This is a genomic window from Phycisphaerales bacterium, from assembly GCA_016716475.1.
Lineage (GTDB): Bacteria > Planctomycetota > Phycisphaerae > UBA1845 > Fen-1342 > JADJWG01.
This window is the reverse complement of sequence record JADJWG010000002.1, coordinates 945540-971677: the sequence shown is the minus strand read 5'-3', so window position 1 is coordinate 971677 and position 26138 is coordinate 945540. Positions and strand designations below refer to the sequence as shown.

The window sequence follows — 26138 nt, the reverse complement described above, 5'->3', positions numbered from 1 at the left end:
GTGGGTGCAGGCCCGTAAAAAAAGAGGGCACCAGGGGCCCTACGGGCGTCCCGGTGCTCTCCGGAGGGGAAAGAAGCCAGGTACTTCATGGACTCCTGCAAGCAGGAATCCGCTAGGACTGCCTCCTGAAGTATAGCGCCGATAATCGCTGTGGGTCAAGTAACGCCTTTATTTACCAGCGGTTACGAGAGGCCACCATGCGCGGCTGAGAGAGAGATCGGCTACTTTCGAGAGAAAGATTAGGAGTTGGGGGGGAAAAATACCTTGGTCACGGTTCATACGCGTGATTCTGTGGCATGATGTTATTTAATAATGTTATTATAGGACCATCTTTTGTCATTTAGACGAGAAATTTCTGACTACCTGGGGCGCTGGGTTTGAATCTGATCACTCGGTCTATTTACCGAGACAGAATTGGGAGTAAATGCGGTCGAGGACCGCTTCATCGGTGGGTGGCGATTGAGAGTCTGATAACCATTCAGCCACAATCCGCAATTCCAAGGCAACCAACTCCAGCGACGGAACCTCGATTGCGCTGGGTGGCACCAAGGCGATCGCACGTTCCAGGGCACTTTCCACTGCGGGCCAGGGCACCGTCCCCGCCGTAGACTCCCCGCCGGCACTCCGGGCGAGTCGTGCTGCAACCGCTGCTCGCAATTCGGACAGACCTCTACCGGACTCGGCCGACACGATGACTTCAGGAACTGGTACGTCGGGGGGGGGAGGAGCAGATGCGGGGATCAGGTCTCCTTTGCTGAACACCATGAGCCGGCGTGTGGGGGGCAGGCGTTCCAGCAGGGTGTGCTCGGCTGTCGTCCACGTAGTGTCGAGCGCGTGGACCCAGATGACGAGGTCGGCCTGTGCGGCAGTCCGCTCCGTGGCGCGATGTGTGGCCAGCTCGAGCGCATCGGTGGTGTCCCCCAGACCGGCACAGTCCTGTAAGATCGCTTGTATCCCCGCGAACTCGACCGTGCTCGCAAGCACGTCACGCGTAGTACCGAGGACGGGGGAGACCATGGCCCGCTGGGTGCCCAGTAGCGCGTTGAAGAGCGTGCTTTTGCCGGCGTTCGGTCTTCCGACCAACGCGACGTGTGGGCGCGTCTGCACACCACACTCGGTCTTATTTCGGGCAGCCCCGACCATTTGCCGTAGCACAGCGAGTTCCGATTGCAGATCGACCGGCGTGATGAACTGCACATCGTCCTCGTCGGAGAAATCAATGCCGGCTTCGATCCGTGCCAGTAGCGCGAGGACACGGGCACGGAGTGCTTCGTGATCGGTGGCCGCCCGCAGGCCGAGCAAACGGGAGGCGCGCAGAAGATCACCGTCCTGCCGGGCTTGGAGTAATGCCAGAACGGCTTCGACCGTGCCGGGGTCGATTCGGCCGGCGAGAAATGCCCGTGCGGTGAACTCCCCGGGGAGGGCACGGCGTGCCCCTCGTGCAAGCAGTGTGTCGGCAACCACGCGGAGCAGTGGCAGCGCACCGGGCATGTGTAACTCGACGATATCTTGCGCTGTATAGCTGCGTGGGGCTCGAAACCAGTAGACGGTAGCGGGCCACACCACGTCGGGAACATCCGGGATGGGGCCGAGACATGCATGCGACCACGCCGGCGCCGGCGACAGCGCTTTGGGCGGCGCGGCACCAAGCCCGAGCGCGAGTGCGTGGCTTTCGGGCCCGCTTAGGCGAACGATACCAAGTGGCGCCGGCGTCCAGCCGGAGGAGACCGCCACGATCGTATCGGCGGTGGATGAATAGTGCATTACGAGATCATGGCCGCGGACGGTGCCGGGCTCCAGTACGGAGGTTGAGTGATACCGCGCGGTACGGTCAAGGTGTCGTCACGCAGGGCACCGGGTCAGCGATCTTGAGCGCGGCAATGAAACCGGAAATGTCGGCGAATGTGACCTGTTCGTCGCCGGTGAAGTCACCGTTCTCATAGGGGCAAATGCCGTTGGGTGGATCGGGGGCGGGCCAGTTGCCTGGGCCGCCGGCCTTGAGCGCGGCAATGAAGAGACCGATGTCGGCAAAGGTCACGAAACCGTCGCAGTTCATGTCGCCATGGCAGCGGAAGGGCGTCATGGCCGGAATCCCCCACACCTCGATGTCATCGATATTCCAACCGCTGAAGGCCCAGGCGCTGGAGTTCACGCGGTAGCTCCAGCGGAGATAGACGGTGGGCTGCTGGGCGGCCCAGTCGGGCAGGGCATAGGTGACGCTCGCCCACTGATTAGCGGTCACCGCGGAAGTGCCGTTCGACCAGAGGATGGTCCAGTTCGTATAGTCGATGGAGAGTTCGACCGTCGCTTCCACGTAGGGCCGCTGGTCGGTGTTGAGCCAGCGCTGGAAGCGGAGGGTTGGGTTGATGATGCCGCGCAGGTCGAGTGGCTCGGTCGTAAGGTAATAAGGCCCGCCGGGAGTTGTTGCATAGTCGCCAGCGAGGTTGACGCCAAAGACCTTATTGCCACTGAAACCGGAAGTCGGATCAGGGAAACCATTCGAGCTGCCACCCTGGCCCAGCGGCGTGCCGAACTGCCACTGCCCGGTGCGGGCCCAGCCCGGATCCATGTCGAGCCAGAAGGCGTACACCTGTTCAGGAGTACGTGGTGCGATGCGGAAGCCCCGACGGGTGACGTTCGTACCCACATTTCCGAGGGGATCATGCGCCGCGATCAGCAGTCGGCAATCCTCAGCCGCAACCCTGGGCACAATCCAGGCAAACCAACCGGTATCGGGGAGTTGCTCGGCCACCACGTAAGGGAACGTCGCGCCGCCGTCGGTGGAAAGCCAGATGTCCACGTGGCTGACGGTGTTCTGGTCGTAGGCGGTCCATGTGATGACGCGGGTCTCGCCACCGAGAAGGAGATCGCCGGGGCGCGGGGAAGTTATCCGCACCTGGGGTGCCGCGGGCAGTATCAGCTCGGGCACGTGCATGACGACGCAATGCAACGCACCCGCATAGTTGATCATCTGCCGACAGTCGATCTGTCGGATGGTCTTGTCGGGCAGGGCGGCCTCGAAAACGGCGAGGGCCTGGGCGTCGCGCGGATCGTTGTACCAGGGAATCAGCACCTGGTCATTGATGATGATGGCATTGGTGTAGGTGTAGTGCGTGCCGCCGACACCGCCGTTGCCGCTGTTCCACGCGGGGACGCGGTGAACCTCGTAGCCGTGGCTCGCGAGTGTGTTCGCAGTTTCGTTCGTGATGCGGCGCGGTGCGTAGGTATCCGCGCCGGCATACTCATTGATGATGACACGATTGTCACCGATCGGCAGGAACCACATGTCGATGTGCTGCGTGGCGTCCACGCTGCTGGGGAAGGGCTCTACGATGGTGACATCCAGTCCTTCGTAGTCGCCAAAGTAGGTGAGCACTTCGTTCGAGCTAACGCCGCTGTTTTCGTTGAGAATAAGACCAGTGAGGTAAGCGTCCCCATTCGAAAAGAGATGGAAGTTGCCGCCGCCGTGCACGAGGGGTAGTGCGTAGCGCATTTCGCCCCAGGCGGCTGCAAGGTACGTGGGAAGGCCGTTGTCCAGCGGGCGAGGGCGATTGTAGGTGTGGTCCACGATGGCGCGCGTGCCTTCCTGTTGGATGAAACGGGGGCCATAGTCCCGAATCCACACGCTGTTCTGACTGCGGATGATGAACTCGACGCGCGCCATGTTCGCGCCGGCCGCGCTGAGTTTGTTCGTCGCCGTGAGTTGCGTGGCCGCACTGGGTACGAGGACCCAGGCGTGTCCGCCGGGGTTACCGGTGGTGGTATAGACGATGATGTTCGTGAGTACGGTGTCGAAGGTGGAGACCCAACTGAACAAGAGCCCCTCGTTGGGCTCGTATTCGGCCGGGGTGCGAACATAGCCCGTCGGAACGAGTCGTTCGCCGGTTACCGCCGGAAGCGGCAACAGAGCTTCTTCTTTGGTGAGGAAGGCCGGGAGTGGCCCGTGCTGCGATGTCCGCGGTGTGGGTGGCTCCGCCACCCAGCCCCTGACCACTCCGGAATGTAACACCCCCAGCAAAATCAGACTGTACAGCGATCGTGTGTGCCACAAGGCCACGTACCTCTCCCCGCAAGGGTTATGTTCGGTTCCGGCGAAAGGGGGCCGCCGGGAGCTTCGATCCGACGGCTGGGACACGCTACAGATATTCCCGAATACGAGTATACCAACGTGTCGGCAGGGGATGCCAGCTTGTTTCTGTGAAGTACGCCACGCTGAATTGCGGTGTTACCGAGGCCGTGCGAGCTTGAAGCGCACCGCGCCGGGCTCTGAGCCGTCACCGGCGTACTCGAAACCAAGCTTGCTAAGAACGCGTAGCGCTGCCGAGAGGTACGGGAGCGTTTCCGCCGCAATGTACGTGACCTGCGGATGCTGCCAAGCCCAGGCCAGCAGGGCGGCAACAGCTTCCGTGGCGAAGCCCTTGCACTGCCACGACGGCAGGATGCTGTAGCCCACCTCGATCCATCCGTCTTCATCGGGCGGTCCCTTGAAACCGGCCCCCCCGACAAGGATGCGGTCGTGCGGGCCGGCTTCATCGCGGATGATGTACCAGTTCCACCAGCCGATTTCGGCGGGACGCTCGGTTGCGATATTGGCCCAGGTGGACAGCACGTCACGCATGAGTTCCGGCGGCCAGTCTTCGGCAATATCGGCATCGAGGAGGTCCCCAAGCTGAGGCCGATCCGGTGCGGCATCGGCGCAGTTCATCGCCGCAGTGCCCGCGATCAGATCGAGCCGCGCTGTCCGCAGGCGCGGCGCGCCATGGTTGGGTTCAAGCGCAGGGGTTGCATACATCGCCGGGGTCTCCCGCGGCCAGGCCGGTGAAAGTCTGTCGTCGTCACGGAGTATACGCGCAGACCGGCTTGCGATTGGCCGGTCGGGGAGTATTCTCCGCAGCCATGCGCAACACCGCCCGTCTGCTGATCGCCTGTCCGGATGCTCGCGGGATCGTCGCCGCAGTGGCGACCTTTCTTGCGGAGCATGGTGGCAACCTGCTCGATTCTGATCAACACACGGATAAGGAGCACGGTGAGTTCTTCATGCGCTGTGAGGTGGAGCGGGAGGGTTTTGGATTAGGACCGGACACGTTTGCCGCCGCGTGGAAGCCGTTGGCGGAGCGTTTTCGCATGCAGTGGCGCGCTCACTGGGGCCTGCCGCGGAAGCGCATGGCGATCCTGGTGGGAAGGCAGACGCACTGCCTGTCGGACCTGTTATACCGCTGGAAGGCGGGCGAACTGGATGTCGAGTTGCCGCTGGTGATCAGTAACCATCCGGACGCCGGCGACCTCGTGCATGATGCGCGGGTCAACTTTGCCGTGTGCGCCGTGACACCGGAAACACGCGTGGCCCAGGAGGCGGAATTACAGGAGCTGCTCACCGATGCGCGGGCCGACTTTGTCGTGCTGGCGCGCTATATGCAGGTGCTATCACCGGAGTTCGTGCGATGCTGGCCGCAGCGGATCATCAACATTCACCACAGCTTTCTGCCGGCGTTCGCGGGCGGAGCCCCCTACCAACAAGCGTATGCACGCGGGGTAAAAATGATCGGGGCAACGAGCCACTACGCCACGGAAGTGTTGGATGGCGGACCGATCATCGTGCAGGATACAACTGCAACGGGGCATCGTGACACGGTGACGGACCTGATTCGCAAGGGACGCGACCTGGAGCGGATGGTGCTGTCGCGCGCGGTGCGACTGCATATCGACGATCGCATCCTGGTCAGTCAGAACAAGACGGTCGTGTTTGACTGATGCGGTCTGAACGGTGTCGCGGGACGGCTCGCAATCCGTGAGCCGCTTCGGTATCCTTGCCGCTACTTGCCGCCGGTACTCAGACCACGCGCACGAAGTTGAACACACACACCAACCCCGCCGCAGGATTGCAGTTGATGTTCTGGAGCACAAGCTGGCCATTGTTCAGCAGGGTGAAACCGTAGCTCTCCCCGGCCGGGTACAGGATCGGTGTGCAACCGAGCGGACCGCAAGTCTCCGCCGGTTCTCCGCGTTGAATGTCCAGCCGCAGCAGCGCCTCCGTTGGAAACACGCGGAAAGTACCGAAGATGGTGACCAGGGAGCCGGCCTGGTAAATCGTCTGCTGCGAGAAAGTGCCGTTCGCCATCAGTACCAGCTCAACCTGCCCCGGTCCGAACAGTGGATCCACAAATTGTGCGCGCCAGACCCCGACCAGTGCCCCGGTGGGTCCGCCACCAGCACCCCCGGCGCCAGCCGAGCCCGAGTTGCCGGCATCACCCGCGTTGTCGGTGCCTGCTCCGCCTGCGCCCCCCGAGTTTCCCGCGTTGCCGCCATCGGCATTTCCGACCCCTCCAACGGCTGAGCTGTCGTTGCTCGATCCCTCGTTATTCGCTGCAGTCATCGCAGTTTCACCCGGGCCCGGACAGCCACCGAGCACCAGTACCAACAGCAGCCCGCCACCAAGTGTGGCCGCACAGACGCGGATGCGAAGTCGAGACATGGCATGCTCCGAGTGTGAAATGGAGGGCGGCGAGGCACCCGGGCCCGGGACAATAGCGCCGCAGTTGGCGCGGTACGAAAGAACACCCTGCTAAACAATAGCCCCCTTGAATGGCCCAGCTCTCGCTTCAGAACAGAAAAAACGGTAACTCCTGTTACCGGACATACGCCCTGGCTATGACTGCACACATTCTTCGTACCTTCCCACTGTCCAATGCGGGGAGCTTCGTGCCATGCACCGTCCCACCCCTTTGCTCGCGGTGTGTCGCTGCAACCGGTGGAGCGCGCAGCAGTCCCCATGATGCGCGCGGGTGAGAGACGTGTGTTGTATCCGATGGGGTGGAACAGCCGGCGTCAGGTGTGAGCAGGTAACAGCATGGCAGCGATATCTTCACTCGCGGCGGCGAGCTTCACACGGCGTGCCGGCACGCCGACGACGGTCGCAAGCGCGGGCACATCCTCAATGACGACGGTGCCGGCGCCGACGATGGATTCGCACCCCAGTGTGACCTTGGGCACGATGGTCGCTCCGATTCCGACGAACACGCCGGATTCGATTTTCACCCGCCCGGCGATGCGCACACCGGGGCAAATGTGGACGCCCTCGCCGATCATGGTCTGATGATCCACGATACAGCCGGTGTTGAGGATCACGGAGTCTCCCACTTGGCAGTGTGCACAAACGACCGCGCCGGCCGCGATCACCACGTTTCGCCCGATCGTCGCATTCCTTGCAATCGTTGCGGCGGGGTGAATTGCGGAGATCAGGTCAAGCCCGGCGGCCTCGATCCGGCGTGCCAGCCCGCGACGGACGCCGTTGTCGCCGATTGCGACGAGGACTCCGGCAGCACCGTGGGCCTCCGCCAGCGGAACGAGATCGTCGATGGCGCCCAGGACGGGGAAGCCGTCGATCCTCCGGCCATGAATGTCCGCGTTGTTATCCAACAGTCCAGCGACTTCGTACCGACCGGCTTGGAGCAGAATATCGAGCACCACGCGGCCGTGGCCGCCGGCGCCGAGAATGAAGACTCGCAGTGGCGGGGTCCGGCGGGAATCGGCGTGTGGAGCAGGGAGCATATTGTCCATCCGGGGCCACGGACCCTGAGGCAGATCGGCGCGGAGCCGACTTCCCCGCGTACTATCGGGTCTGTGGGGGTGTTTCGCTCTGGCATTCGGTCGATAGGGCGAAGGAAGCGCACGGGTTGCCACCGCAGGCAGCGTTTTCGGACTGTGAGACGGTGACGGTGCGCGTTGGAATTGGGCTGCACGGAGCGGTGTAGTCAGGGCGGCCGAAGAAAGTGGCCCCAAGCCGTGCGCGTGAATGCGCCGATAAATGTCACGTCGGAAGTGCCTGAGCGGGTGCTGGTCCTGCCCATCAGGCCGAGGCGGCATGGCAGTGACGAATAACTGCTGAGCCGGAGTGAGTTTGACAGTGGTTCCGCGCGCCAGTTACAGTCTCGGCCGCGCTGTAGTTTCGGGAGAAAGCCCGGCGTGTTCCGCGCCGCAAATCCCCACCGGTCCAGCCGAACCGGGCACCCCGTGGCCGTGGGGCGCGAAGGAGTACTGAGTATGGCAGACGGTCGGACGCTGCGGGTCACGTCAGCGGTTGCCCTGGGGGTAATCGCACTGGCGGGCTTGGGTGGCTGTGCGATGGTGCCGCCGAAGAGTTTTCTGGACCCGACCAAGGTTGGTCGGTTCTGGCTGGAACCGCATGAGACGGAGATTCTCCGGGTCCTGAGCCCCCTCGAAACGCCGCCTGGCATTGTCGGAGCGAACGAGCCCCGGCCGGAGGACCTGGTGGCACGGTACGACGAGTACCGGCTGTCGCCGGGCGACACACTGCAGATCAGCATCCTGGACTTATTGACAGCCGGTGTGCCGTACGAAGCAGTCTACGAGGTGAGTCCACTCGGGGAGATTCGACTTCCCGAGGTCGGTGCTGTACGCGTCGAAGGACTGACAGAACGGGAGGTGGAGCAGGAGTTGCGGGCACGGCTCGTGGAGGCACGCATCCTGCCGCGTCCGGTCGTAACGGTGTTTTCCCAGGTGCGACGTGGCCGGGTCGTCATGGCCATTGGAGCATTCCGACAGTCGGGTCCGTACCCCATCACGGATCCGAACATGCGGATGCTGGATCTGCTGGGTATGGCGGGAGATGTGGATCCATCGGCCCGCCGGGCCTACGTCATTCGGCGTGAGACCTCCAACGCAGCCGCACCGCGCACGGAGCCCGCGGCTCCCATCCGGAACGACGGCGGCCTGCTTGTTGAACCACCGGACGAGGATATTTTTGCGCCTGTGTCACTGGCGAGCCAGGAGGGTGCGGGACAGCCGCCGCCGACCGAGCCCGCTCCGCCCCGGCGCGAGGAATTGGAAGATTTGATGGTCCAGCCGCGGGTGCGGACGGATACCCAGCCCACTGGTACCGCTCCCGAACCAGGAATCACGCCATTCGTATTTGACCCGGCTACAGGGGAAGTTCTCTCGGCACCGACGATGCGGCGCGAGGATGCGCTGGCCCCGGCCCTGCCTGCCCTGATCACCGAGGAGAATTACGAACAGCCGTTCGACTGGGACGCCATCACGGACATCGGTTTTCGTCAGCGGGTGATCGAGATCGACTTGTCACAACTCAAGGCGGGGGCGGAGCGCTTCAACATCGTCCTGCAAAACCGGGACACGGTGAACGTTCCGGTCGACGTAGGCGTATTCTACATTATGGGCGAGGTAGTCCGGCCGGGGGTGTACGCGTTCGGCGGCCGGCAAATCACGGTCAAACAAGCGATTGCGATCGCCGGTGGCATGTCGCCGCTGGCCTGGCCAATGCGGGCCGAGGTGATTCGACGCGAGCCCGGGACCGATAAGCAGACGACGATTCCGGTGAACCTCGATGCGATTTTCGCCGGGTTACAGGAGGACTTCTTTATGCGGGATGAGGACATCCTGAACGTCGGCACGAGTATTGTGGCGCCGTTCCTGTTCGTCATCCGCAATTCGTTCCGATTCACATACGGGTTCGGGTTCGTCTACGACCGGAATTTCGCGGATCAGGATGCGTACGGCGGCCGGCCCAATCCGGAGGCGGTGCGGTTGCAACAGCGATCGTCGCGCGGGTTGTTGTTCTAGGCGGCGCGCGGGCCGCGGGGTCCACGGTTACGGGTCACAGTGGAGACGAATGTGGCGGCGGGTACGTGGCAGGCATCCATGCGGGACGGCGGGCGGCCGGAATTTGACCGGCTGGCGCAGCTCAAGTTCGGCCTGCTGCTGGTACTGTTCATCGGGGTGTTCTGGGAACTGCTCGATTTCGTGGCGCCGCGTTGGGGACAGCTTGTGCATGCCTGGCTGCACGAGCCCGACTGGTCGCACGGCCCGCTGATTCCGCTCTTCAGCGCGTACCTGGTGTACCAGCGGTGGGACGAGATTCGGAAGACGCCTGTGCGGCAGGCCTGGGTGGGACTGCCGATCATGGTGGGCGGATTTCTGCTGTATGTGTGGTCGTTGAGCGGCCTGCTGGCCTTCGGTTACGCGCAGCCGCTGGGGCTGATGATCACGCTACTGGGCACGATCATCTTCCTGTGCGGCGTGCCGAACCTGCGCTATCTCGGGGTGCCGTGGATGTTCCTGTTCTTTGCGATTCCGATGCCGCAACGGCTGTACTTTGAGTTGACTGATCCACTGCGCCGCATGGCTGCGACAGTGGCCGCGGCGGTGTTGAACCTCTCGCCGCACCTCGACGTGTGGCGGCTGGGATCGAATCTCGAATATTCCTATCACCCACCGACACCGTTGCGACCGGGACTGCAGCACGATGGGGTCATCGGCGTCGCGGATGCGTGCAGCGGGATGCGCAGCACGGTGACGCTGTGCGCGCTGGGGGTCGCGGTGGCGTTCATGTCGGAACGGCCCATGTGGCACCGCCTGGTCCTGGTGGCTGCCTGCGTGCCGATTGCGACCTTCTGCAACTTCATCCGCGTAACCGTCACGTGTTGGCTGCATGTGTTCGTGGATCCGAAATATGCCTCTGGCACCTATCACACGATGCTGGGGCTCCTTGTCATTGGGTTGGCTTTTGCGATCTTCGCCGGGCTGGGTCGCCTGCTCGACGTCCTCTTCGTGGAAGAAGAAGTGGACGATGATGCGACCCCCGCCAAGACACAATCGTAATGCGAGGAAACGGCAGCGATATGGCGACGACGCCCGCAAAACAGGAACGCGCCTTGGCGGCCCCGGTGGGCAACTTGTTCGCCGACGTGGTCCGCCGCTCGAGCGTCCGTTACTGGATCTGCGTGGTATTCCTGCTGAGCGCGGCGCTGGGACTTTCGGCGGCGAAGAACTGGTTCGGCTGGTATTTTCGCAAGGAACCGGTGGAACTGCTGTCGCCATTGCTGAACTTTGATACCACGCGGCTCGGCCCGCGGTATGTGCGGGACCCGTTGACGGACGCGATTCCGGCCATGTCGGAGGACATGATCCAGAGTCTTGGGACACGTGAGTTCACGCAGTTTTTCGTGACGGACACGACCCAGCCCCCGAGCAGCAGGACCCGCATGGCTAACGTGTTCATCACGTACTACACGGGTGAGAGCAAGGTGCCGCACGTGCCCGATGAGTGCTACCTGGCGGGTGGCTACGACTTGTTACGGCGCGATACCGTGCGGGTTCCGGTACGTGGTGTGGGTGCCCCCCAGGACGAAGTACCGGTGCGCGTGCTCGAGTTCGCTGTGGCCCGCCGGGATGGCCTGTCCATGGACAAGGACACCCGTGCGGTGATGTATTTCTTCCATGCCAATGGACGGTATGCCACGACGCGGGACCAGGTGCGGCTCTCGTCGGCCAACTTGGGGCAGCGCTACGCCTACTATGCCAAAATTGAGATTTTCTTCTCGGATGGAAGGGGCGGCGGTTCCCGGGACGAGTCCATCGCGGCAGTGCAGCCCCTGCTCGAACGGTTGCTGCCCGTGCTGCTGGAGGACCACCTGGACCTGAGCAAGTTTGATTCGGCGGCCGATCACTGACCGCAGCGGCGTTCGCCCCCGAGACTCATAAGGATGTGGCCCCATGGCCAAGCAAAAGCGGCTCAACAAGAACCTGGTGGCCTTCCTGACCGTGATGGGCATGCTGCTCGTGCTATCCGTCTTCGCACTGATCCTGCAGCAACAGACCCAGCGTGACGCGGCGACATTGGCTGAGATGGCGGCGCGCCGTGCGGCCGCCGGCGATCTGCTGCAAGCCAGTCGCTTCTACAAGGAAGCATACCGGGTCAGCGCCCGCGCGGGTGAGGCCGACGTAGCGTACCTTGCCAAGCAGGCCGATTGCCTGCTGGAACTCGGGGAGTTGGGTGTCTGGAACGGTGAACTGACCACGGCGAACGCCCAACGGCCGAACGATCCGAACATCCTGCGGATACACCTGGCCGGTTTGTTGCGGTTACAATGGATCAGCCGGCAGGTGTGGTATCCCGCGAAGTGGCGCGAGGTGGGTGAGAAACTGCGCCGTCTTGATCCGCAGGATGGGCAAGCCGCGGCCGCGATGGCGCAAGGTCTCTGGCAAGACCCCGACCCGAGCCGGCACAGCGAGGGGGACGAACTCGCTCGCGAAGCGTACGAGCTCGCGCCACAGGACCCGCGCGTGGCGCAGACCTACCTGCGGTATCTGCAGCGACAGGCCCCGGCCGGGCAAATGTTGGGACCTGAGGCCCTGGCCAGGGTTCTTGTCGCACTCGAACCGGCGGTGACGGCGCATCCGGATGACGTCCAGATCGTCGCAACCTATGTGGACCTGTTGCGATTCCTGCGGAACCAGGCGCGTGAAGCCGGCGCCACTGAAGAAGCCGATGCACACTTGAAGGCAGCGGTCGCACGGCTGGAAGCGGCGCGTACCGCGCACACGGACGCGGACGGGCAGCTCACCAGCCCGGAGCTTGCGTTTTCTATGGCGGTCGTGTCCCGCGACGCCCTCTTGCAGCGGTGGGCGGATCGCATCATGGAGGGGCCGGCACTGACGCCGGAAGAAATGACGGCCGTGCAGTCCGAGGTAGGTGTCATCGATCAACTGCTGCAGCGCGCCATCGCGCTGGCTCCGGCCTTTTACGATGCGTGGAACCTGCGCGCGGAGATGACCCGGTTCCGCTTCAACGCGGATGGAACGCGCGTGTCGCCGGATGCGGTCGCCGAAGCAATGCTGGGGGTGTATCGCGAGGCCCAGCGCACGACCGAGACGCTGCGCACCTTGCGGGCGGTCATCCAGGCGGACCAGCGGCTGCGGCTGCTGCGGCGGGCTTTCGAGTTGGCGCTGCAGAGGCGTGAGGTGCAGACGGAGGAGGCCGCTCGAGCCACGGCGATGCGGGAGGCCAAGAACTTCCTGGATGACGCGGCGGTCAAGTACCCGCAGCATCCACTGACACACTACATGCGCGGGCAATACCTGACATTCGAGCGGAACAACAAGGCCGCGATCCTGGCGTTCGAGGAGGCGCGGCAGACTGCGTCGGCGGCAAACATCGACAACGCGGGCTTCTGGCTGGAAACGGCGGGTGTGCCGCGCTTGCCAAGCGAGGAGTTGGCGTCACGCTACTACGAGGAGGGGCAGCTCGGGAAGGTCGTCGAGTTTGGTCAGCAGGCGCGCCAGCAGTATGAACAGGCGCGTCTCGAACCCCCGGTGCCGTTCATGTTGATGCTGGCGCAGGCGCGCCTCCAACTCAATCAGCCCGAAGAAGCGCTTCAACTGCTGCGGGTGGTGCAGGCGGCGGCGGAGCGGGGTGGGCAGCGCGAGGGTTGGGAGCGGCTAGCCCTGCTGGCCCGTACGGCGCTCGGTACGGCTGCGCCGCGGGAGGGCGAAGCCGACACGCCGTCGATGCGGTTGTACATGGCCCAGGTGGCGGCGCGTTCGAACCAGGTGGATCAGGCGCTCAAGCTGTACCAGCACGTGCTCAATGACGGGAACAGCTCCGATGAGGAGTTCGTAGTCGCAGCACAGCAGGCGACAGCGCTCCTGACGAATGCCGATGAGGCGCTCCGACTGGCGGACGAGTTGCTGGCGAAGGACGAGCGGCCGGCGGTCCGGCCGAGTCTGGCGCTATTGCGATGGGGTTTGCGGCACCGCGAGCCGGGTCGTCTGCAGGGGGCCGAGCTGGCGGCCGCCGAGGCCGAACTGAACGACGTACTGGCGCTGATCGAAGATCCGCTTCGGCGGGAGCAGACGGCCTACAACGTATACCGCCAGTTCGATGCGGAACGTGCTCTTGAAATCCTGGGGCGGTTGCAGCAGCAGGCCGGGACGGTTGATATGGGCTTGCTCGACCAGGAGTTCCGGTTGCGCTTGACGCTGTTTGAGCGGCACGGGCGGGTCGCGGATGAGCAGCGCGCCGAAGCGCTCGCGGCGCAGCTTGCGACGCATGGTGATCGCCGTGGCTGGGATCAGGCCGGTGGCGCGACCTACCGTGGGCAGTTGGCGCTGGCGCGCGGGAAGTTTGACGACGCGATTCGCGAGTTCCGGCAGGCGCAGCGGGCACTGCCGGCCTCTGACGAGTTGGCACTGCTGTTGTCGCGTGCGCTCCTGGGTGCCAACCGGGCCCGAGAGGCCACGGAAACGCTCGAAGGGGCGCTGGCGGCGAGTCCGCAGAATGTGGACATAGCCGACCTGTTGCAGCGGGCGTACGACAGCATGGCCGGGGCGGCCCTGGGGGCGGACAAAACGCAGTACGAGCGTCGGGCGCGCGAAATTCGGACGCAGGTGCGGCGGATCAATCCGAACCATCCGCGGGTGCTCGGATGGGCACAGCGGGAGCGCGAGCTGAGCGATCCGCTGGCCGCACTTGCAGAACGCGAACGGCGGCTGGCACAGGACCCGGGCAACCTGGGAGATCTCCTGCGCGTGGCTGCGCTGTACTCCACGGCGTGGGACCAGTTGTACGCGCGGTTGGACACACTGCCACCGGCGGCCGCGGAACTGCGTGCGCGTGGCGAAGCGTTCTTCGCAACCGAATTGGCGCGGGTACCGGCCGAAGGGCTCGTGCCGCTGGTGCAGGAGGCGGTGAATTTCCACTTTGTGACCGGCCAAGCACCGCAGGCCGAGGCGCTGCTGAGACGGTTGATGACTGAGCAGCACGGCGTGGCGGTCCTGCAAATGCAGGTGTTGCTTGCCAAACTTTATGCCCTGCAGGACAACGAGGCCGCCGCCGAGCGCGAGTACCTTGCGGCGCAGCAGGCCATTGCGACACACGCGAGTGATCCGAACGAGGCGGGGCAGTTGGAGCTGTTCGTCGGACGTGAGCTGATCGAGCACTATCGCAACATCGGCCGCTTGAACAAAGTGATTGACGCCTGCCGCTGGGTACTCGAGCGGACCTCCGGTCGCGGTGTCAATCCGAACGAACTCGCGACGGTGCGCGGTCGACTCGTGGATGCATTGCTGCGGGACGGGCGGTTGGCCGAGGCCGAGCAGGATCTCGCGGATCTGCTGCGTGAGTCACCGGACAATCTTGCGGGCCTGGGATTCAAGGCGCAGATCGAGATTCAGCGTGGGGCGCGCGATGCGGCGCTGGCCACCCTGGGGCGGATTCTGGAAATTGATTCGCAGAATGGCTGGGCGTTCTTTACGCGCGGCCGGTTATTCCGGGACCTGGCACAGTTTGACGAAGCCCGCCGCGAACTGGAGCGCGCCGCGGAGTTGGCGGTACGTACACCGGAACTAGCGCCGGTGGTGCACGAGACCCTCGCGGAACTGTATGAACGGGCGGTGGAGCACGATCGCGCCGAGTCGCAGTGGATGGCGATGCTGGATGCCATCGAAAAGCTGCCAACAGCGACCACCCTCATGCGACAGGCCGCGGTGCAGCGGATCGTACGTTTCCTGTATCAGACGCGGCGCGATTTTGAGCGTGCACAGCGGCTGATTAGCGAGGCCATGGCCCGGAACCCCAACGATGCCTTGTGGCCGTTCGAACTTGGGCGACTCTTCGAGGAGCGGGCGCGTTCTGCAAATACTCCGGCAGCGCGCGCCACGGAAGACTACAACAGCGCGGCCGGGTACTACCGGCAGGCGGCCGACCGGATCTTCACCATGCCGGCCGAATTGGCCATGGAGGAAGCGCGGATCGCGGGCGCGCGGGGAGCTTCGCTGCAACTGGCGGCGAGTGCGATGCTGGCGCAGATGAATGCGCTGACACGGGCGGGCCGGCCACGTGATACGTTGGCGCAGTTGCAGGTGCTGGCGGCTGAAGCCGAGGGGCTGCGTGGAGACAAGCCGGATTCACTGTTATTCGAGTTGGATGCACTGCTCCAGCGGTTGCCGGCCTCCCTGCGGGCACAGATCTCGACGAATATGCGGGCACAGGTTGCGGTCGACTGGAGCGCACGACTGCTGGTGGAGCGCGCCAAGGCAGAAGGTACACTCGGCAATGCGGACGGCGCGCGGCGGGCTTGGGCGGCGGCCGTAGCGACAGCCGGGCGACTTGAATTGGGCCTCCTGGGCGAGGTGATCAGTGCCGTCAAGGAGGCACTTCCGGCTTCGGAAGTGGATGGTGTGCTGGCGGCGGCGGCGCAGATGGATGGACTTGCCCCGATCGGGGTGGATCGCGTGCAGACCATGCGGGGGCAGTTCGCACTGGATCGCGGTGAGCCCGAGGAAGCGCTTGGGCTGCTCCGGCCGGTGCTGGAGAAACTGCCACCGGACTCGGCCGAGCACCAGGCGGCGTTACTCACGGCAGCGCTGGCCTACGAGCGGCTGGGGGATGTGGCCGCGACGCGCGCGGCTTACGAGCAGGTGCTGGCGCAGAATGCGAATCACCCCGTCGCCTTGAACAATCTGGCTTTTCTGCTGGTGACAGCCGAGCCGCCGAACCAGGCGCTGGCCGAAGCTCTGGAGTATGCGGAACGGCTGCGCACGCGCGTAGGGGCCTCGGCGGCGACGGCGACGATGCTCGACACGATCGGCTGGGTGTACTTCAAGAACAACCGGATGCAGGAGGCGCTGACGCTGCTGGAGGATGCGCGGCGACTGGGGGGGGTAAGTGTGGACGTGAACCGGCGTCTGGGGTACGTCTACGAAGCCCTGCGGCGGCCGGTGGATGCGCGGCGGGTGTGGAGCGAAGCGGTCGAACGGGCCCGGGCGTCGAACGACGCCGCGAAGGTGCGTGAGCTGGAAGACCTGATTCAGAAACTGCCCTAGGTCCGAACCGGATCGGGCAGTCGTTGGCGCGGGCCCCGGGTCCGCGACTCTGAGTAAGAGGTGCGTGATGAGCATGGCGGAACAACCGCAGGCGGCGGGCGTATTGCCGGGCAGTGCGGGTATGGCAGCGTTGCCGGGTCCGGTGAGTGTCGCGGTCGGCGAACCGACGAGCGGCATCACCGGGCGTGATGTGCTGCGCATCCTGAAGCAGCGGCGCCTGATGATCGTGCTGCTCTTCGTCGTACTGTACGGGCTGGCGGTGGGGGCGACGTTCGCCATCGCGCGGTTTGCGCCGGCCTACACCAGTGACGCGGGCATTCGCCTGGTGCCGCCGGGACGGCAGGGATCGATCCGGGATGAGCAGTTGCCGCGCGATTACGTGCAGGCGCAGCTCGCCACGATCGCGGCGGACCTGCGCAGCCCGGTGCTGCTGCAGCAGGTGCTCACCATGCCGGAGATTCGCGAGACGGAGTTCTTCAAGTGGTACGGGGAGGAGAAGTTCGACGAGGCGCTGCTCGGGCTGCAGAAGGCCCTGTCGGCGGCCCCGCTGCGTGACACCATGCTGGTGCGCGTCGCAGTCACCGTGTCGAGTCCGCGCGAAGCGCGCGATATCGCGAACACGATCGTGCGCGAATATGTGAGCCGTCGACAGTCGGAGGAAGGCGTCAGCGGGCAGGGCCGCCTGCAGGCCCTGCGGGCCCAGGAAGTGGCTCTGGAGACACAACTGCGGAGTTTGCGCCAGCGGCAGGCGGAAGTGCGCGATCGACAGGACATGCCCGCACTGGAATCGCAGAGTACCACCACGACGCAGACCATCGCGGTGCTCAACAACACCATGGCCGAGCTGCGGGCCCGGCGTGCGGATGTCGAGGCACAACTCGAGTATTACCGCAGCGTGACGCCGCGCAACCTCATGTCCGCCGAGGTGCGGCTGTTCATCGAAGCTGACCCGACGTTGCGCTACTACCGGCAGCAGGTCGAGGCCCTGGACATCCAGATCGAAGTCCTGCGGCAGCATTCGATCGGCGAGGAGCACCGCGACATGCTGCGGCTCAAGACGCAGCGCGACGAGTTCTTCTCCAAGGAGACCGCGCGCCGACAGGAGCTGGTGGACGATTACCAGACGCGGCAGGTCGAGTCGATGGAGACCGAGCTGGCCCGTGTGCAGAACATGTTTCTTTCACTGACGGATCAGCTCGCCGAAGCCGAATCCACATTGCGGGAACTGGATGCCGCGATTCGCGAATTCGACAATCTCAAGAATGAGGAGCAGCGCCTTTCGAACCAGCTCGAGGCGGTGCAGCGGCAAGTGACGGACGCATCCAGTACGCTCGAGGCGGACCGCAGCCGTGGGTTGCTGGAGTCGGTTCTGGCACCGCGGGCACCGTTGCGCCCGTCGCGACCGAACTACCTGGTTTTCCTCGGCGGCGGCTTTGTGCTGGCGCTGCTGATTTCGGTGGGCTTGGCATTCCTGCGTGAACTGACGGACCAGTCGATCCGCACCCCGGTGGACATCGCGCGGTACGGGCACATTTCCGTGCTCGGGAGCGTACCGCTGCTGGATGATGACGAAAGCGACACCGTCGTGGACGCAATTGAGCAGGCGACCCGCAAGGCGCCGCAGTCGCTGGTTGCGGAAAGCTTCCGCCAGATTCGCGCGCACCTGGTCTTCAGCGGTCCGCTCGATTCGCAGCGGGTCCTGCTCATCACCAGCGCGCGGCCGGAAGAAGGCAAGACGGCCGTGGCGGCCAACCTCGCGGTTACCTTCGCACAGGGTAACCAGCGGGTCCTGTTAATCGACTGCAATTTCCGGCGTCCCGGCTTGCGGAATGCCTTTGAGAACATGCGCGGCGACGGATTGAGCAACATCCTGGTCGGGCGCAATACGCCGGCCGAGGTCATTTCCCGGACAAGTCTCGCCAACCTCGACGTGCTCTCGCCGGGGCCGATGCCCCCGAACCCGGCCGAGTTGCTCGGATCCGCAGCGATGCGCGAGTTGCTGGCGAACGCCAAGAAGACTTATGACCGCATCCTGCTGGATGGTCCGCCGTGCCTGCTGATCAGCGATGCGCTGCTGCTGGCGGCACAGGCGGATGCCGTCATTATCGTGGCGCGGGCCGGGGGCGGCTCGCGCGGCGCCTTGCGCCGGGCGCGGGACCAGTTCCAGCGGATCGGTGCCCGTGTCATCGGCGGAGTGCTGAACGGTGTGCGGGCGCGGCCGGGTGGGTACTTCCGGCAGCAGTACCGCGAGTTCTACGATTACACCAGCGATGAGGTCGTGCCGCAGGCACTGCCTGGTGAGAAGCGGGAGATCGAGGGCGGCAAGCCCGAGTAAACTGCCTCCAGTTCCAGGCACGGAGAGGGTGACAGGGCGGTCTGGTTGGCCGCCCTGTTTGCTGCGCTGCGCCGCCGGCCGCTACCATCGCTCCGATGGATCGGCATTTACTCCTGCGGTTGGCCTACGATGGCACAGGTTTCCACGGCTGGCAGCGTCAGCCCGGACAGCGTACGGTGCAGGGCGCGGTGGAGGACGTGCTGCGCCGCGTGCTGCGACATCCGGTGGATGTGCGCGGGGCGAGCCGAACCGATGCGGGGGTGCATGCCCGTGGCCAACTGGCCACGGTGCGCACTTCGACACCGATCCCCGTGGAACGTCTGGCCGCAGCGATCGGGCACCACCTGCCGACGGACGTGGCGCTGGTCGCGGTTCGCACGGTACCCGAGGCATTCAACCTGTCGCTGTGCGCGCGGCACAAGCTCTACCGCTACCGCGTGTTTCACGGAGCACGGCGGCCCGTGGAAGATCTCGTCCAAGGGCATACCTGGCATGTGTGGGTTCCTCTCGACGAGGAGCGTTTGCGAGCCGCAGCGCGGGCCTGCGAGGGTACGCATGACTTTGCGGGTTTTGCCTCCGCGGGGGCGCCACGGGCGACTACTGTTCGCACGGTGTGGCGTTTTAGAATCCAGCGGGTAGGCAGTGAACTGCATTGTGACGTCGAAGGTGATGGCTTCCTCTACAACCAGGTGCGCAACATGGTGGGGACCTTGATCGAGATCGGGCGCGGGCACTGGCCTGTCGAGCGTGTGGCGGAGATCTTCGCACGGCGCGACCGGGCACTGGCCGGGCCGACGGCTCCGGCGCACGGGTTGTGTCTGCAATGGATTCGGTGTGCCCTGCCATGGGAGTGCGATGATGGAACTGCGTGAGCGGGTTGTGCTTGTCACGGGGGCCGCGCGCCGGGTCGGCCGGGCAATCGCCGAGCGGCTGGCCACGGCCGGGTGTCACGTCGCGGTGCATTACCACAGATCGGCCGATGCCGCACTGGAGGTCGTCGCGGCCTGTCGCGCACAGGGGGTACTGGCGGAAGCGTTTGAGGCCGACCTGGCCACAGTGAGCGGGCCGGAAGACCTGGTGGGCACGGTACTGGCAAGGTTTCAGCGCTTGGATGTGCTGGTAAATAACGCATCCAGTTTCGAAAAGATGACGCTCGACGAGTTCCGGTGGGATGCGTGGGAGCGGACGATGCGTGTGAACCTGACCGCGCCGATGGCGCTGGCGTTTGCTGCTCGGGCAGCGTTACGAGCAGCGCAGGGGCGCATCGTGAATTTGTGTGACGTCGCTACTCAACGGCCATGGCCGGATTATCTCGCATATATCGTATCCAAGGGTGGTCTGGATACGCTGACCCAGGTGCTGGCACGCTCCTTTGCACCTGAGGTCAACGTGGTGGGGGTGGCGCCGGGCGTGGCGGAGTGGCCTGAGCACTATGACGAGGCGCTGCGGGCCCGCCTCCTGCGGCGGGTGCCTTTGGGCCGCGCGGGGTCGCCAGCCGACATCGCGGCGGCGGTTCATTTTCTGCTGGCGGATGGCGATTACATCACGGGCGCAATTCTGCCGGTGGACGGGGGGCGGCACATTCGCTGATGTACGGCACGGGGGTACGGACAGTCAGAGATTCCATGCTCATGACCGGCAGGGGTCATGAGGAGACGGCATCCGATATAATCCGTAGGTCGCTTCGGACGGGCCGTCGAGGACGGGAAACACGACCCGATCCTTTTCCCGACCGGAGCCGTTACCGGCGACACGGCCGGTTGATGAGGTGCCATCATGTGGTATGACAAACCCGTGTGCAGTTCTGTGCAACCGCATCTGCGTCCGGTGCTCACTTTCGCCTGGTGTACCACGGTGCTCGCGCTCGGGTGGGCGACGCCGACGGCCCGTGCCCAGGGGCCGGTGGACATGCGGGCGAACTTCGGCACGGGCCAGACCGGCCGCATGTTCGATGCCAACCCGGCGCTGGGTGGCAGCGGCTACAACATGGCGCGGCCAGGCGCGTCATTGATGGGTGGAAACCTGTACGCAAGCGGCCTCGCGGGGCGCGGGATGTCGCTGCGTTCCCCTTCGGGCATCTCGTCGCCGACGGCATTTCGCGCGCCTCTGGGGAGTAGCGCGCTCTCCAACTTCCGGCGTGACTCGGTAAGTCCACTGTCCACTCCACTCGGCGTAGGCACGTACAGCCAGCCATACTTCGATGCCAGTGGCACGGTTCCGAGTGTGGGTCTGCTCCAAAGCGGGTACGTGAGTGGAGCCGGCCTTGTCGGCGGATCGCGTGATCGCGCCGATCTGCGCGCGCGGTTGCCAGGCCTGGGAGAGTCTGCTGCAATCGGATTGCGAGCCCCGGCCGGACCGACCGGCCCGGCAACCGGGGCCACGCCCTATGACCGGCGGGGCCCGCTGTCTGGGATGAGTCTACAGACGCCGATCCCACCGCCCCCTCAATTTGACATCGCCGGGCCCCAGGTCAATGTGGACCGGGCCGCTGAACTGGCGCGCCTAACGGGCCGTGACACGGTTGGAACGGGCTACGGACTCTCCGCACTCGATACGCTCGCGCAACCGGTCGGAACGCTGTTACGCTCCAATCTCTACAGCGCGGCCGATGCTTCCGGGGTGGGGACGGGATTGCCTGGTGTCGTATGGGCACCGGCCAGTGACGTCGCAGGTGCAGGCCTGCTGACGGAGGCACCGGCTGGAATGCAGCCGTCGCCGGCTTTGGCTGGGTTGCTGCCAGCCGCGCCGCAGATCGACCCACGAATCGTGCCGGGCTTCGATGTGTTCAACGATCTGCGGATGGCCTCGGCGCTTGCGGTCGATCCACAGGCGACCTGGTTCGACCAGATTCAGGCGGCTGTCCGTGATGATCCGGTGTTACAGGAAGTGGCGGGTGAAGCGGCCACACTTAACGGCGGTGAGTTCGCGACTCAGATCCTGGCACAGCCGGTTCGCACGATGACCGGGCGTGGGGCCTCACAGGTGAATGACGAACTGCTCCGTGCGGAAGCATCGATGGAACTGGGTCGCTATGTGGAGGCGGCCGAGCGTTTCGGAGCGGCCGCCGTGCTCGATCCAGGGAATCCGCTGCCGCTGCTTGGGCAAGGGCACGCATACCTGGCACAAGGACACTACTGGTCGGCAGCCACGACACTGGTACGGGCGATCGACCTGGCAGACCGGTATCCGGGCGGCGTGGCGGGATTGTTGCTGAGCCGGTTGGACCTGAAGGCGCTCATGGGAGGTGGTGAGATCGTGGACATCCGGCGGGCGGCGCTGATGAACTCGCTTGAAGCGCGCGAAGATCCGGAGCTCCGTTTCCTGCTGGGCTACCTGGAGTATCATTCCGGTGATGGGGCGCGCGGGCTTGAGAACCTGCGGCAAGCGGCGCGCCATCCACGGGCGAGTGCCGTGATCGCGCGGTACCCCGGTCTGCTGGAGCGTGGTGCGACTGTGCCTTTGCCGCGCAGTGCGCTCCCCGCCGAGTCGCAACCCGAAACCTCGGTATACACGCCGGTGGAGGCCGTCGATGTGCCACCCAGCGACGAGTAAATTGAGTGCAGCGGTGGCACGTGTGGATTCGGGGGCCCGCGGGTGTACCGCATCTGGTGCTGTGAGCGGCTGTCCGGTACGAGCTTCTGCGAAGGATAGAGCATGACCCGTTTCGGATGGTGCTGTTCGTGTCTGGTGCTCAGTTGTCTATCTGGCTGCGCCGGAGGTGACCGCGTCGCTGAGATGCGACAGCGGACCATTCCCGAGGCCACCCCGAGTGAAGTCGTCGAAGCCGTGGGCCTGCTGCTGAAGCGGGAGTTCGGGCGCGTCGCCGTGGATCGGGAACGCGGGCGGGTGGAAACCGCGCCGGTGGAGTATGTCACGGCCCGCGAGAGTGGCACCGCCCGGGATCTGTATCGCGGGCGTTCGGTCATGCGGCGGCGTGCCACGTGCGTCGTGGGGCGCAGCGCGGGGCAGACAGTGGCCTGGCTGCGTATCGACGTCGAGCGGCGAGACACGGAACGACAAGCTGCCATGCAGCCACGGGCGCATCGCCTGGGCGATTCTCCCGGGCAACTCACACCGATCGACGACGATGCCGCGACCACAGTCAGCCAAAACGCGGTGTGGACATTCGTTCGGCGGGATGCCGAACTCGAACGAGCGCTGCTCGATGAGTTGCGCACGTACTTTGCGCCGGTGGTTGAGACTGGGGTTGAAACCGGGACGGAAGTGCCCGGGGTGGAGTAGTGACTTCCGGGGGTGCTCCCCGGCGCCGTGCCTGAAGAAGGATCCCGCATGCAAACACACTTGTCACAGCCGCTGGCCGAGGTGGATCCGCGGATCGCCGAGATCATTCACCAAGAGGAAGAGCGTCAGCAACACACCCTGGAGCTGATCGCGTCCGAGAATCACGTCTCGGTGGCAGTACGTCAGGCGAACGGTTCGGTCTTCACCAACAAGTACGCCGAGGGTTACCCGGGTAAACGCTACTACGGCGGTTGCGTCAACATGGATGCCGTCGAGGAACTGGCCCGGCAACGGGCTTGTCAGCTCTTCGGTGCTGAGCATGCGAACGTGCAACCGCACTCGGGGGCCCAGGCGAACACGGCTGTGTATATGGCCGTGCTCCAACCGGGGGACACCGTGCTTTCGCTGGACCTCTCGCACGGCGGGCACCTGTCGCACGGGCTGAAAGTGAACCTGAGCGGCGCGCTCTATCACATCGTGTCATATGGAGTCGAACGTGAGACTGAGCGTGTGAGCATCGATACGGTTCGACGGCTGGCGCACGAGCACAAGCCGAAGCTGATGATCTGTGGCGCCTCGGCTTACCCGCGCATAGTCGACTTCGCCGGCTTTGGTGAAGTGGCGCGTGAAGTGGGTGCCCGGCTCATGGCAGATATTGCACACATTGCAGGGCTCGTTGCGACCGGGCTGCACCCCTCACCGCTGCCGCACGCGGATTTTGTGACAACAACGACGCATAAAACGCTGCGTGGTCCGCGCGGGGGACTGATCCTGTGCAGTGCGGCCGATGCGAAACTGGTGGACAAGTGGATTTTCCCCGGGACCCAGGGCGGACCCTTGATGCACACAATCACCGCCAAGGCGGTGGCCTTCGGAGAGGCGTTGCGGCCGGATTTCAAGGAGTATCAGCAGCAGATCCTGGCGAATGCGCAGGCCCTGGCAGAGTCCCTGCGGGCGCGGGGCTATCGCCTGGTCTCGGGCGGTACCGACAATCACCTGATGCTGGTGGATTTGCGGGCTGTCCATCCCGATCTCACGGGGCAGCAGGCAGAAACATGGCTGGAGGAGGCCGGCATCATCTGCAACAAGAACATGGTGCCTTTTGACGAGCGCAAGCCGACGCAGACCAGCGGGCTGCGCCTGGGCACGCCCGCACTGACCACGCGCGGCATGAAGGAGGCCGAGATGCGCTGTGTCGCGGACTTCATGCACCGTGTGCTGTCCGCAGGCGAGGATGCGCAGATTCGAGCGCGCGTGGCCGCAGAGGTGCGGGCGCTGTGCGCCCATTTCCCCCTGCCACACGCGTGATATTGTGGGCCGATGGCAAGGGCTGCTGGTAGTGGGTTGGGTGCTGGTCGGGCTGTTGGGCTGTCGCGGTTCCGGCCGGATTGAGTTTGCCTCGCTCGATTTTCGCACCATCGATCCCCCAGGACCGCGCTCGCAGGGTCTCGATCTGGATCGGGCGACCTGGTGGGTTGATGAACATGAGCGGCTGTGGATCGTGGCCGAACGGCGACAATCCGTGCCTCTCTTCCCCGACTTGAAGTTCGTGTGGCTGGCCTCACTGCGACTGGAGGGCCTGCCGGCGGGCCGCGCACGTGAGTATGTGCTGCATGCCGACAGTTGGCGGGCAGTGGCCGATCTCAGTGGCTTCGGTGCCCGTTACCATTCCCTGCGCGGAATCGCGGCAGTGTATCAGGACGGCAGCGATCATCTGCGGGTGCATTTCCGAATGGAAGGAGCGCGCGAGGGGGCGCAGTTGCTTGGCGGCTGGGGGCGGCCCAATCGTTATCTCATCTCCGGCCACATGGTTTGTGTGCGGGATGACGGCACCGGACCAGCGCTGGCAGCGGCGACGGAGACGATCGACCGCCAGCGGAGCGGACCGCCGACCCAGGCGCCTGTAACACAACCGGCTCCCACCCCGGGGTCACAGCACGCGCCCCCGTCGCGACCTGACGTAACCGACAAGTGCGCCGAGCTGGGCGGTCAAGCGGTGGCATCGCTGGTCAGGACGCGAGAGCGACCGGACGAATGGGGCCGGGCAGCACTTGCGGAAAATGCTTGGCGAGCAGGTTGCTGTGCAGCGACAGGTCCGCCGGGCGCGGCTCAGAGCTCGCGACATCATGACGCGAGCAAGGAATGAGTTGTTTGTTGTGAAGCCCGAGGATGGCGGCGCAGCGCGCAACAAGTTCGAAACGTGACAGGCGTTCCGGGCCGGGTAAATGGATCACGCCGGAGAAGTCGGATCGGGCCAGCGCGACCAGTGCAGTAGCGGCATCGCCCAGCCAGATGGGCGTGCGGAACTCGTCCGCAAAAAGTTGCACGGGCTGAGTGGCACGGAGCGCCTCCATTTGCTGCACGAAAGTGGTTCGGCGCGGTGTCGCGGGCCAGCCATACATGAGCGGCAGACGAACGATTACAACATGCCGCCTTCCGTATAGTGCAGTTTCGGCGGCGGCCTTGGTGCGGCCGTAGTGGCTGAGCGGAGCGGGGGTGGCGACCTCGTCGTAAGGGGCGTGCTCACCGTCGAAGACCATGTCGGTCGAAGCGAATACCAGCCGGGCACCAATTTCCGCGGTGATGTCGGCGAGGATCGCGGTTGCGTAAGTGTTGATGACCGCTGCTCGGACAGGTTGCGTGTGGCAGTCAGCGACGCTGGTCATGGCCCCGAGATGAATGAGGTAGTTGGGATGGAACCGGCGAACACAGGACACGAGTTCGGACTCGTTTGCGAGATCCACAGATTCAGTTTCAAGATCTCCGGGAGCGGTCACGGCCCTGGTAGCGATGGTACAAATAGCCGTGGCCGATCGCGCTTGGCAGCGCAGGATCACATGGCCGCCGAGTTGCCCGGAGGCACCGGTAATGAGCCATCTCTCGTTCATGAGGGAAACTCCGCTGAGGCGCCCGGTGGCAAGGG

General features: G+C 64.6%; 17 protein-coding genes. 11 read left to right on the top strand and 6 right to left on the bottom strand.

Annotated elements, in window-relative coordinates; translation table 11 throughout:
* Positions 1-396: 396 nt before the first annotated feature.
* From IPM18_11610 to IPM18_11600, 3 genes are all read right to left on the bottom strand, one after another.
* Complete coding sequence (locus IPM18_11610; protein ID MBK9120231.1) at positions 397-1764, bottom strand: 50S ribosome-binding GTPase; 1368 nt, start codon at positions 1762-1764, stop codon at positions 397-399.
* Between the two features lie 67 nt (positions 1765-1831).
* Positions 1832-3904, bottom strand: a complete 2073-nt coding sequence (locus tag IPM18_11605) for an agmatine deiminase family protein (GenBank protein MBK9120230.1) — start codon at positions 3902-3904, stop codon at positions 1832-1834.
* 321 nt (positions 3905-4225) lie between these two features.
* Complete coding sequence (locus IPM18_11600) at positions 4226-4792, bottom strand: GNAT family N-acetyltransferase (protein MBK9120229.1); 567 nt, start codon at positions 4790-4792, stop codon at positions 4226-4228.
* Positions 4793-4896: 104 nt separating this feature from the next.
* Here IPM18_11600 and purU point away from each other — a divergent pair, with 104 nt between their 5' ends.
* A complete protein-coding gene (gene purU / locus IPM18_11595; protein ID MBK9120228.1) occupies positions 4897-5751 on the top strand; it encodes a formyltetrahydrofolate deformylase in 855 nt (284 codons plus the stop codon).
* 79 nt (positions 5752-5830) lie between these two features.
* On the opposite strand, the gene IPM18_11590 is transcribed toward purU, so the two are convergent.
* Both IPM18_11590 and IPM18_11585 read right to left on the bottom strand, forming a co-directional pair.
* Positions 5831-6472 carry a hypothetical protein gene (locus IPM18_11590; GenBank protein MBK9120227.1) on the bottom strand — a complete coding sequence of 214 codons (642 nt, stop codon included), beginning with the start codon at positions 6470-6472 and terminating at the stop codon, positions 5831-5833.
* 353 nt (positions 6473-6825) lie between these two features.
* Positions 6826-7548 carry an acetyltransferase gene (locus IPM18_11585; protein MBK9120226.1) on the bottom strand — a complete coding sequence of 241 codons (723 nt, stop codon included), beginning with the start codon at positions 7546-7548 and terminating at the stop codon, positions 6826-6828.
* Positions 7549-8040: 492 nt separating this feature from the next.
* Between IPM18_11585 and IPM18_11580 the strand changes: the two genes are divergently transcribed.
* The 10 genes from IPM18_11580 (at position 8041) to IPM18_11535 (ending at position 24523) form a co-directional block, all read left to right on the top strand.
* The gene (locus IPM18_11580; GenBank protein MBK9120225.1) at positions 8041-9597 is read left to right on the top strand and encodes a polysaccharide biosynthesis/export family protein; all 1557 of its coding nucleotides are present in this window, start codon (positions 8041-8043) and stop codon (positions 9595-9597) included.
* A 51-nt stretch (positions 9598-9648) separates the two neighbouring features.
* On the top strand, positions 9649-10635 hold the full coding sequence (locus IPM18_11575) for an exosortase/archaeosortase family protein (GenBank protein ID MBK9120224.1): 987 nt from the start codon (positions 9649-9651) through the stop codon (positions 10633-10635).
* A gap of 20 nt (positions 10636-10655) precedes the next feature.
* Complete coding sequence (locus IPM18_11570) at positions 10656-11486, top strand: hypothetical protein (protein ID MBK9120223.1); 831 nt, start codon at positions 10656-10658, stop codon at positions 11484-11486.
* Positions 11487-11529: 43 nt separating this feature from the next.
* Positions 11530-16638, top strand: coding sequence for a tetratricopeptide repeat protein (locus tag IPM18_11565; protein ID MBK9120222.1), 5109 nt, complete (start codon positions 11530-11532; stop codon positions 16636-16638).
* A gap of 73 nt (positions 16639-16711) precedes the next feature.
* Positions 16712-18973: a polysaccharide biosynthesis tyrosine autokinase gene (locus IPM18_11560; GenBank protein ID MBK9120221.1), complete on the top strand. Its 2262-nt coding sequence runs from the start codon at positions 16712-16714 to the stop codon at positions 18971-18973.
* Positions 18974-19068: 95 nt separating this feature from the next.
* Complete coding sequence (gene truA, locus IPM18_11555) at positions 19069-19845, top strand: tRNA pseudouridine(38-40) synthase TruA (GenBank protein MBK9120220.1); 777 nt, start codon at positions 19069-19071, stop codon at positions 19843-19845.
* Positions 19829-20563, top strand: a complete 735-nt coding sequence (locus IPM18_11550; GenBank protein ID MBK9120219.1) for an SDR family oxidoreductase — start codon at positions 19829-19831, stop codon at positions 20561-20563. The genes truA and IPM18_11550 overlap by 17 nt, the downstream gene beginning before the upstream one ends.
* 186 nt (positions 20564-20749) lie before the next feature.
* Entirely contained in the window at positions 20750-22525 is a 1776-nt protein-coding gene (locus IPM18_11545; GenBank protein MBK9120218.1) for a hypothetical protein, read from the top strand.
* 102 nt (positions 22526-22627) lie between these two features.
* A complete protein-coding gene (locus IPM18_11540) occupies positions 22628-23215 on the top strand; it encodes a hypothetical protein (protein ID MBK9120217.1) in 588 nt (195 codons plus the stop codon).
* Between the two features lie 48 nt (positions 23216-23263).
* Complete coding sequence (locus tag IPM18_11535; GenBank protein ID MBK9120216.1) at positions 23264-24523, top strand: serine hydroxymethyltransferase; 1260 nt, start codon at positions 23264-23266, stop codon at positions 24521-24523.
* 701 nt (positions 24524-25224) lie between these two features.
* Here the strand turns inward: IPM18_11535 and IPM18_11530 are convergent.
* Complete coding sequence (locus tag IPM18_11530) at positions 25225-26103, bottom strand: SDR family oxidoreductase (protein ID MBK9120215.1); 879 nt, start codon at positions 26101-26103, stop codon at positions 25225-25227.
* Positions 26104-26138: the final 35 nt, after the last annotated feature.

Excerpts from the sequence above, each read along its gene's own strand:
- IPM18_11610 (MBK9120231.1), bottom strand. The coding sequence starts at position 1,764 with ATGCACTATTCATCCACCGCCGATACGATCGTGGCGGTCTCCTCCGGC.
- IPM18_11535 (MBK9120216.1), top strand. The coding sequence starts at position 23,264 with ATGCAAACACACTTGTCACAGCCGCTGGCCGAGGTGGATCCGCGGATC.
- truA (MBK9120220.1), top strand. The coding sequence starts at position 19,069 with ATGGATCGGCATTTACTCCTGCGGTTGGCCTACGATGGCACAGGTTTC.
- IPM18_11540 (MBK9120217.1), top strand. The coding sequence starts at position 22,628 with ATGACCCGTTTCGGATGGTGCTGTTCGTGTCTGGTGCTCAGTTGTCTA.
- IPM18_11550 (MBK9120219.1), top strand. The coding sequence starts at position 19,829 with ATGATGGAACTGCGTGAGCGGGTTGTGCTTGTCACGGGGGCCGCGCGC.
- IPM18_11585 (MBK9120226.1), bottom strand. The coding sequence starts at position 7,548 with ATGCTCCCTGCTCCACACGCCGATTCCCGCCGGACCCCGCCACTGCGA.
- IPM18_11580 (MBK9120225.1), top strand. The coding sequence starts at position 8,041 with ATGGCAGACGGTCGGACGCTGCGGGTCACGTCAGCGGTTGCCCTGGGG.
- IPM18_11600 (MBK9120229.1), bottom strand. The coding sequence starts at position 4,792 with ATGTATGCAACCCCTGCGCTTGAACCCAACCATGGCGCGCCGCGCCTG.
- IPM18_11545 (MBK9120218.1), top strand. The coding sequence starts at position 20,750 with ATGTGGTATGACAAACCCGTGTGCAGTTCTGTGCAACCGCATCTGCGT.
- purU (MBK9120228.1), top strand. The coding sequence starts at position 4,897 with ATGCGCAACACCGCCCGTCTGCTGATCGCCTGTCCGGATGCTCGCGGG.
- IPM18_11590 (MBK9120227.1), bottom strand. The coding sequence starts at position 6,472 with ATGTCTCGACTTCGCATCCGCGTCTGTGCGGCCACACTTGGTGGCGGG.
- IPM18_11530 (MBK9120215.1), bottom strand. The coding sequence starts at position 26,103 with ATGAACGAGAGATGGCTCATTACCGGTGCCTCCGGGCAACTCGGCGGC.
- IPM18_11560 (MBK9120221.1), top strand. The coding sequence starts at position 16,712 with ATGGCGGAACAACCGCAGGCGGCGGGCGTATTGCCGGGCAGTGCGGGT.
- IPM18_11570 (MBK9120223.1), top strand. The coding sequence starts at position 10,656 with ATGGCGACGACGCCCGCAAAACAGGAACGCGCCTTGGCGGCCCCGGTG.
- IPM18_11565 (MBK9120222.1), top strand. The coding sequence starts at position 11,530 with ATGGCCAAGCAAAAGCGGCTCAACAAGAACCTGGTGGCCTTCCTGACC.